The organism is Pseudonocardia sp. NPDC049154, assembly GCF_040648315.1.
GTDB lineage: Bacteria > Actinomycetota > Actinomycetes > Mycobacteriales > Pseudonocardiaceae > Pseudonocardia.
Genome location: NZ_JBEZDN010000047.1, coordinates 46,154 through 53,691, shown reverse-complemented (window position 1 = coordinate 53,691; position 7,538 = coordinate 46,154). Strand labels below are relative to the sequence as shown.

Genomic DNA, 7,538 nt, shown 5'->3' with positions numbered 1-7,538 from the left:
CCGGCGAGCGTGCGGGCCGGCGGGGATCCGGCCTCCCCGAGTCTAGATATCGCTCACTGGTGCACCTTCCTTGTGTCCGGGCCGGCTGTCCGGCCGGTCGGAGGGTCGACGACCGCCGCAAAGCCGGTCGTCCCGGCCGAGGGCGGTGCCGAGCCGGACGGTGCCGAGCCGGACGGTGCCGAGCCGGACGGGACCGAGCCGGACGGTGCCGAGCCGGACGGTGCCGAGCCGGACAGGACCGAGCCGGACAGGACCGAGCCGGACGGGACCGAGCCGGACAGGGCCGCGCCCAGGCCGGTGCCTTCGAGGGCGGTGCGGGCGCGGAGCGCGGCGTCGGCGGCCTCCCGCAGCGCCGCCCGGCGCAGGGCGCAGGCGGAGCCCTCGGCCAGCACCGAGCGGCGCGCCTCGGCCACCCTCGCCACGGCGGACGAGTCGGGGCCGGCCGCGCCGTCGGCGGCCTCCCGCGCGGTGCGGCGCGCCTCGCGGTGCTGCTCGGCGGCCCGGTCCGCGGCCGCGGCCACCCGCTCGACCTCGGCCGCCAGCGCGTCGAGGTCGGCGGCGCGGTCCGCGGGGACCGTGAGCGCCTCGAGCCGGCGGCGCACCGCCCGCGGCCCGACGCCCGGTTCGATCCGCTCGAGCAGCTCCTCGGCCCGGCGTGAGCGGTCCGCCGCCTCGGCCCGCAGCGTGCCCAGCCGCTCGGCCTCGGCCTGCCGGGCCTGCCGCTCGCCCGCGAGCCGGTGGATCTGCTCGGCGTCGGCCGTGACGGCCTCGTCGACCCGGATCTCGCCCCGCTCGGCCCGCAGCGCGCGCAGCCGATCCTCGAGCTCGGCGAGCGTCTCCTCGGCCCGGTCCCGGGCCTCCCGGGCGGTGTCGAACTCGGCGAGCCGGGTGGCGTCGAGCACGACCCCGGAGGCCGCGAGCGCCGCCAGGTCCGCCCGCAGCCGCGCGACGTCCCGCGCCGCCGGGTACGCCCGCACCCGCTGCTGCGCCTCGGCGCCCGCCCGCGCCGCGCTCTCCCGGTCCCGGGCCAGCGCCGTGGCCCGGCGCTCCAGGCGGCCGATCTCCTCGGCCAGGGCGGCCACGTCACCCGCCCGGGACATCTGTTCCGCCGCCGCGGCGTCGGCGTGCTCGTAGGCGGACAGCGCGCGCCGCAGCTCGACCTTCTGCGCGTTGCGGTGCTCCTTGTAGAGCCGGTCCGCCTCCTCGTCGAGCTCCGCGAGGATCGCTCGCACGTCCCGCCCGCTGCGCGCGGTGAACACCAGCTCGGCCAGCTCCCCGCCGCCCTCGCAGAGCCGGGCGCCGCCCTCGCGCAGCGCCTCGTGCCCGAGCCCGAAGCTCTGTTGCCAGGTGCGGCGGGACTGCGCGCCACCGGGGCCCCAGGGCGCCTCGAGCAGCTCGTCCCCCGGCCCGAACAGCCCGCGGGTGGTGCGGCGGACGGCCAGCTCCCCGTCCGGCAGCGCGATCTCGGCCGCGACGGCGAGCCGGGCCGGCGAGGCGGCGTAGGCGTGCCGGACCGGGCGCGGGAAGCCCCAGAGCAGGTCGGACACGGCGTCGAGCAGCGTCGACTTGCCCGCCTCGTTGGGCCCCGTGACCAGCGTCAGCCCGCGGCCGAGCGCCAGCACGCGGCCCTCGTGGGTGCCGTAGCGCTCGAGGGTGAGCCCGGTGATCCGCACCCCTCAGGCCGCCGATCCGCGCGCGGCGTCCGAGCCGGCGAGCCGCGCCCGCAGCTCCTCCTCCGCCCGCCGGGCCAGCTCGGCCAGCCCGGCCGGGTCCCGCAGGTCCAGCCCGGCCCCGCGCAGCCGACGCCCGGCCTCGCGCTCGAGGACGGCGACGAGCTCGCCGGCCCGCTCCGGCTCCGCCACCAGCCGCGACGCCGCCACGGCGACCGCGCCCGCGAGCTCCTCGTCGACGGCGGCCACGGCCTCCGTGGGCGCGTCCTCCGCCCGGGGGCTACGTGTGCGGTTGCGCACCATCTCGACGACGGCCCCGGACTTCTCCGCCACCACGTCGATCTCCGCGCGCAGCCACTCCGCGTCGAGCAGGGCGGGCGCCGCCGGGGTGGGCCCGTCGAGGGTCACACGGGCCGCGACCGGCCGGGAGCCCGCGGCGAGGCCGACCGCGCGCAGCTCGGCGTCGAGCGCCTCCAGCACCTCGTCCGCGTCGGCACAGGCGCTCGCGTCGAGCCGGACGTGGGTCCAGCGGGCGACGTCGCAGACCTCGTGCCGCAGCTCGGCCCGCGCGCCGGGCCCGACCTCGACGACGGTCGCGCCCTTCGCCCCGGGCTCGCGGGGGTGCCGGCCCTGCAGGTTCCCGCTGAACGCGGCGACGTGCTCCCCGTCGTTGACCACGCGGCGGTCGTGCACGTGCCCGAGGGCGAAGTACTCGTAGCGGCACCGCGCGAGGTCCTCGGGGGTGCAGGGCGCGTAGGAGTCGTGCCCCTCCGCACCCAGCACGGACGTGTGCAGCAGCCCCACGTTGACCAGGCCCGGGATCCGGTCGGGGTAGGCCGGCACCAGGTTCTCCAGCACCGCGCGGGTGGCGAAGCCCTGGCCGTGCACGGCCAGCCCCACGTCGTCGAGCACCACGGTCTCGGGACGGTCGGTGGCCAGGCGGTGCACGTTCGGCGGCAGGCGCAGCGACCGCGTGATCTCGCTCTCCGCGTCGTGGTTGCCGTTGATGAGGAAGACGGGGATCCCCTCGTCGTGCAGCCGGGACATCTGCCGGACGAAGAAGGCGCCGGTGGCGTAGTCCCGCCAGTTCCCGTCGTAGACGTCCCCCGCGAGGAGCAGCGCGTCGGCCCGCTCGGCCACGGTGAGGTCGACGAGGTTCTCGCAGGCCCGGCGGGTGGCCCGGCGCAGCGTGTCCGCCAGGTCGGAGTCCCCGAGCCGGGAGAGCCCCAGCAACGGGCTGTCGAGGTGCAGGTCGGCGGCGTGGACCAGGCGCACTCCCAGAACCTCCAGACGGGCGGGCCGGCACACGAACTACACGCGTGCGATTCGACTGCGGCGAGCGTACAACCGCCCTCCGACAATCCCGGGACGTGCGCGACGCCACCCCGTGCGACCTGGGAGATCATGGGTTTCGCGTGCCAAAATCGGGCGATTCAGCGTCCGAACCAGCCTCGTCTCAGCGCCGATCCGGGGCCCTTGCCCCGAGCCGTGGGAGGCGAGTTGCAGGTCCATCTGTGCGAGCGGTGCTACGCGCCGATCGACATCGCTCGCGAGCGCTACACCACTCTGGCCCACGTCGACCGGGTGCTGCCCGACGGCAGCATCGCGTGGGTCCACTCCGCCCTGCACGCCGACGCGTGCGGCGAACCCGCCCGGGAGCGGTCGGCCGCCGAGCCGCCGGACACCGGTGAGTGGGACCCGTCCCGGCGGGGGCACTCCCCGGCCGCCGCGCAGCACGCGGCCCGCCGGACGGAGCCGAGGGACGTGCGCACCTCGCGCTGACCTCCCGCGGCGGGGGTCCTCCCCCCGGTCGACGCCCGCCGCACCCACGGGAGGTGGGGGTGGTCCCCCGCGGAAATAGGGGGGTCACCGCGACCCTCCTAGGGGGTTGTCCAGACGCGCGGGACGCCCTCCGGGCGGAAGTCTCTGAGGGGTCATCAGCGAGCCGGTGCCCCGGCCGCGCAGGACCCCCTCGGAGGCATCCATGCGCACGCCCGTCCCACCCCCGTCCGGCACCGGCGCGCCCGTTCTCACCGCGCCCGGCCCCGCGGCCGCCGGGTCCGCCGACACCGACCTGCTCGGCCGGCTCGCCGCCGGCGACCAGGCCGCCTGGCGCGAGGTCGTGACCCGGTACGAGCGGCTCGTCCGCTCCCGGGTCCGCGGCTTCCGGCTGCAGCCCGCCGACGCCGACGACGCCGTCGCCGCCACCTGGCTGCGGCTCGCCCAGAACGCCGACCGCATCAACGACGTCGAGCGGCTCCCGGGCTGGCTCTCGACCGTCGCCGGCCGCGAGTGCCTGCGGATCCTCGACCGGGCCGCGCACGCCGGCGTCCCGGTGGAGGACGCCGGGGTCGCCGTCGCGGAGGCGACGCCCGGGCCCGAGCAGCGCGCGGTCGACGCCGACATCGCCCGCGAGCTGCGGGCCCTGGTCGCGGACCTGCCCCGCCGACGCCGGCTGCTCATCGCCGCGCTGTTCGGCGAGGACACCTGGAGCTACGAGCGGATCAGCCGGGTCACCGGCATCCCCACGGGCTCCATCGGCCCCACCCGGGCCCGGGCGCTCGACCAGCTCCGCCGGCTCGCGGTGGAGCGCGGCCTGGGCGCCGCGCACCCGGTCGTGCGGGGGCTCGCCCCGACCGCCGGCACCGCCGCGGGCTGAGCGGGACCCCCCGGCTCAGGAGCCGGGGTGGGTCTCGCTGGTGGCGGCGCGCAGGTAGACCGCCCCGGCCTGCACCCGGCTGCGGACCCCGAGCTTGGCCAGCAGGTGCGTGACGTGGATGCCCACCGTCTTCTCGCTGATGAACAGCCGTTGCGCGATCTCCCGGTTGGTGTGCCCGGCCGCGATCTCGGCCAGCACCTCCGTCTCGCGCGGGGTCAGCGACCCGAGCACGTCCCGGCGGGTCGGCGGCCGGGCGGGCGGGACCCGCGGCCGGGCCGGCCGCGCCACCTCCACGTCCTCCGGCACCGGCTCGGCCCCCGCGTCCGGCGCGGGGAACCCGGCCGGTTCGGGCACCGGGGGCAGGTCCGGGAGCCGGATCCGCGCCCGCCTGCCGAGGTCGCGGACCTCCTCGAGGAACGGCACGGCCCGCAGGTCCGCGGCGATGTCGTGGGCCTCGACCAGCGCCTCGGCGGCGGCTCTGCTGCGGGTGCGCCGGGCGAGCAGCGCCTCCGCGCGGCGCAGCTGCCCGTAGGCCACGTTGTAGGGCTGGTCCCGGCGCCGCCACTGCGCGGCCACCTCGCCCCACAGCTCGGGATCGGAGTCGCCGTCGGCGCGGGTCACCTCGGCGTCGCACATCTGCGCGAACACCCCGACCAGCCCCGCGACCATCGGCACCGCCCGCCGGGCCCGGTCGTGCAGCCCGGTCCCCGACTCGCGGAGCCGGTCCACCACGTCGTCGGCGGGCGGGGGCCGGTCCAGCCGCACGGTCTCGGCGTGGGCCCGCAGCCCGTGCCAGATGAGGGGGGCCTCGAGCCAGACGTCGTCGTGCCCCTTCCCGACGACGTCGAGCCCGGCGACGGTGTGCTCCACGGCGCGTTCGGGCCGGCCGAGGAACATGTCCAGCCCGGCCCGCAGCGTGAGCAGCGGGACGCGGTAGCGGGCGCCGACGGTGTCGTGGGCCAGCATCGCCACCGCGTCGAGGTCCTCGGCGGCCCCGCTCAGGTCGCCGCGCCCGACGCGCATCCGGCCGCGGGAGAGGCGGATGTCCAGCGCCTCGCTGCCGGACGGCCGGGCACGGAAGGCCTGGTCGATCACCTCGACGGCCTCGTCCCACCGCCCGCAGCGGAACTGCCCGTTGGCGGCGAGCGCGAGCAGCCGGACGCCGTGCGTGCGGCCGAGGCCCAGCTCGGTGAGCCGCTCGGCCCCGGCCAGGGCGAGGTCGATGCCCTCGGACAGGGCGTTGAGCGGTCCGGAGAGGAGCTCGGCCCGCCGGTGGTAGGCACTGCCGAGCACCGTCGGGGACCCGCTCGCCTCGGCCACCCGCAGCCCCTCGGCGAGCGCGGCCGCGCCGGCCTGGGTGTCCTCCAGGTACGCGAGGCTGAAGCCGAGCGTGACCAGCACGCGCGCCTGCTCGTCCGGCGAGCCCGCCCGCCGGGCCGCCGCGAGCGCCCGGGTGGCCTCGTCGCGGGCGTCGGCGAACCGGCCCGCGGCCTGCAGCGCCTCCGCGTGCCCGGCGAGCAGCGCGACGTGCGCCTCCCCGCCCAGCCGCAGCGCCTCCCGGTACGCGCCCTCGGCCTCGACCCCGCGGCCCGCCGCGAGCAGGTAGTCCCCGAGCCGCGCGACGAGCGTGGCCCGGCGCGGGTCGGCGGGGTCGGTGAGCCCGATCCGCTCCTGCAGCACGTTCACGGCGGCGTCGTGCTCGCCGGCCAGGTGCGCGGCCTCGGCCGCCCGCTCCAGGCTCACGGGCCGGTCCAGACCCACGGCGACGACGGGTTGGGGCGCGGGCCGCGCCGGCACCGACCGTCCCGCCACGAGATCGGCGACCCGGCGCCAGTGCCGGTAGGCGTCGGCGTAGCCGTGCACGCGCTCGGCCGCGCTCGCCGCGTCGGCGGCGGCGCTGAGGGCCCGTACGTCGTCGCCGGCCCGGTCCCAGTGGTGGGCGAGCAGCGCGGCGACGGCCGACCGGTCGCCGCCGGCGGTCAGCTCGGCGAGCGCCGCGGCGTACCGGCGGTGCAGGTCCCGGCGCTCGGCGGGCAGCAGGTCCGCGGACACGACGTCGACGGCCAGCCCGTGCCGCAGCCGGTACCCGTCGTCGCCGCCCTCGGCGCCGGGCCCGTCGAGCACGACCGAGCCCTCCTCGACGACGTGCCGGACGGCGGTGAGCAGCCGGTCCGGCGGCAGCCCGGTGACCAGCTGCGCGAGCTCGTGCGACACCGCGCCCTCGGCGACCGACAGTGCCCGGACGACGGTGCGGGCGTCCTCCGGGAGCGCCCGCACGCGGCCGAGCACGAGATCGCGCAGGGTGCCCGAGACCGCCATGGGATCGCGGTCGCGCAGCGCGCGGACCGTCTCCTCGGCGATGAACGCGTTGCCCCGCGAGCGTTGCCACACCAGCTCGACCGGGTCCTCGACGTCCGTGGCGGGCAGCGGCTCGCGCGCGACCAGCTCCGCGATCGCCGTCCGGTCGAGGGGCCCGAGGGAGATCCCGCGCACGCGCGGGTGCCGACGCAGCCCGCCGAGGCCGAGCTCGTCGAGACCGGGCGAGCCGCCGCCCTCGCGATGCGTGACGACGACGAGCAGCCGGGCGTCGAGCATGATCGCCGTGAGGTAGGACAGCAGGTCCCGGGTGGCGCGGTCGGCCCACTGGACGTCCTCGACGACCAGCAGCACGGGCCGGTCGGCGGCGAGCCCGAGCAGCACCCGGCCGGCCGTGTCGAGGTGATGCGGGGCGGCCTGCCCGGTCCCGCCCGGCGACGGCGGCAGGAGCCCGAGGGCCTCCAGCTCGCCCCGCCACGGCTCGACGATTGCGCGCCCGGCGGGCTCGCGGGCGAGCGCCCGGACGGCCAGGGTGAGGGGCAGCAGCGGCGGGCTCTCCCCCACGTCGACGGCGGCGCCGGCGAGCACGACGGCCCCGGACCGTTCGGCCCGGGCCACCAGCTCGGCGACCAGCCGCGACTTGCCGACGCCCGCCTCGCCGCAGACGAGTGCGACCCCCGGCGTGCCCGCGCGGGCCGCCTCGAACAGCTCGGCAAGGGACCGCAGCTCGGCGGTACGTCCGATCAGGGGCGGACGGGCCGGGGCGGTCACTCTGCGTACGGTATTCAGCCCGGGCCTCCTGGTCCAGCAGGTAGACCCGCCCGTGGCGCGGCCGGGTCGTGGGAACCCGACGGGCCGGGGCGGTCGCAGACACGGGACCCCCGGCCCGCTCC

The 7,538-nt window shown here is 78.3% G+C and carries 4 protein-coding genes and 2 pseudogenes; 3 read left to right on the top strand and 3 right to left on the bottom strand.

Annotation, left to right across the window (positions count from 1 at the left end; all coding sequences use genetic code 11):
* Positions 1 to 124 precede the first annotated feature (124 nt).
* Positions 125 to 235 (top strand): annotated as a pseudogene (locus tag AB0B41_RS22125) (IS481 family transposase); the annotation flags it as partial.
* A gap of 868 nt (positions 236 to 1,103) precedes the next feature.
* Here the strand turns inward: AB0B41_RS22125 and AB0B41_RS22120 are convergent.
* Positions 1,104 to 1,673 (bottom strand): annotated as a pseudogene (locus AB0B41_RS22120) (AAA family ATPase); the annotation flags it as partial.
* Between the two features lie 3 nt (positions 1,674 to 1,676).
* Positions 1,677 to 2,945 carry a metallophosphoesterase gene (locus AB0B41_RS22115; protein ID WP_358206179.1) on the bottom strand — a complete coding sequence of 423 codons (1,269 nt, stop codon included), beginning with the start codon at positions 2,943 to 2,945 and terminating at the stop codon, positions 1,677 to 1,679.
* A gap of 225 nt (positions 2,946 to 3,170) precedes the next feature.
* Between AB0B41_RS22115 and AB0B41_RS22110 the strand changes: the two genes are divergently transcribed.
* Together AB0B41_RS22110 and AB0B41_RS22105 are read left to right on the top strand one after the other, a co-directional pair.
* Positions 3,171 to 3,452, top strand: coding sequence for a hypothetical protein (locus AB0B41_RS22110; protein WP_358206177.1), 282 nt, complete (start codon positions 3,171 to 3,173; stop codon positions 3,450 to 3,452).
* Between the two features lie 202 nt (positions 3,453 to 3,654).
* On the top strand, positions 3,655 to 4,329 hold the full coding sequence (locus AB0B41_RS22105) for a sigma-70 family RNA polymerase sigma factor (RefSeq protein WP_358206174.1): 675 nt from the start codon (positions 3,655 to 3,657) through the stop codon (positions 4,327 to 4,329).
* Between the two features lie 15 nt (positions 4,330 to 4,344).
* On the opposite strand, the gene AB0B41_RS22100 is transcribed toward AB0B41_RS22105, so the two are convergent.
* Positions 4,345 to 7,416 (bottom strand): AAA family ATPase, encoded by a 3,072-nt coding sequence (locus AB0B41_RS22100; RefSeq protein ID WP_358206172.1) that lies wholly within the window; start codon positions 7,414 to 7,416, stop codon positions 4,345 to 4,347.
* Positions 7,417 to 7,538 lie beyond the last annotated feature (122 nt).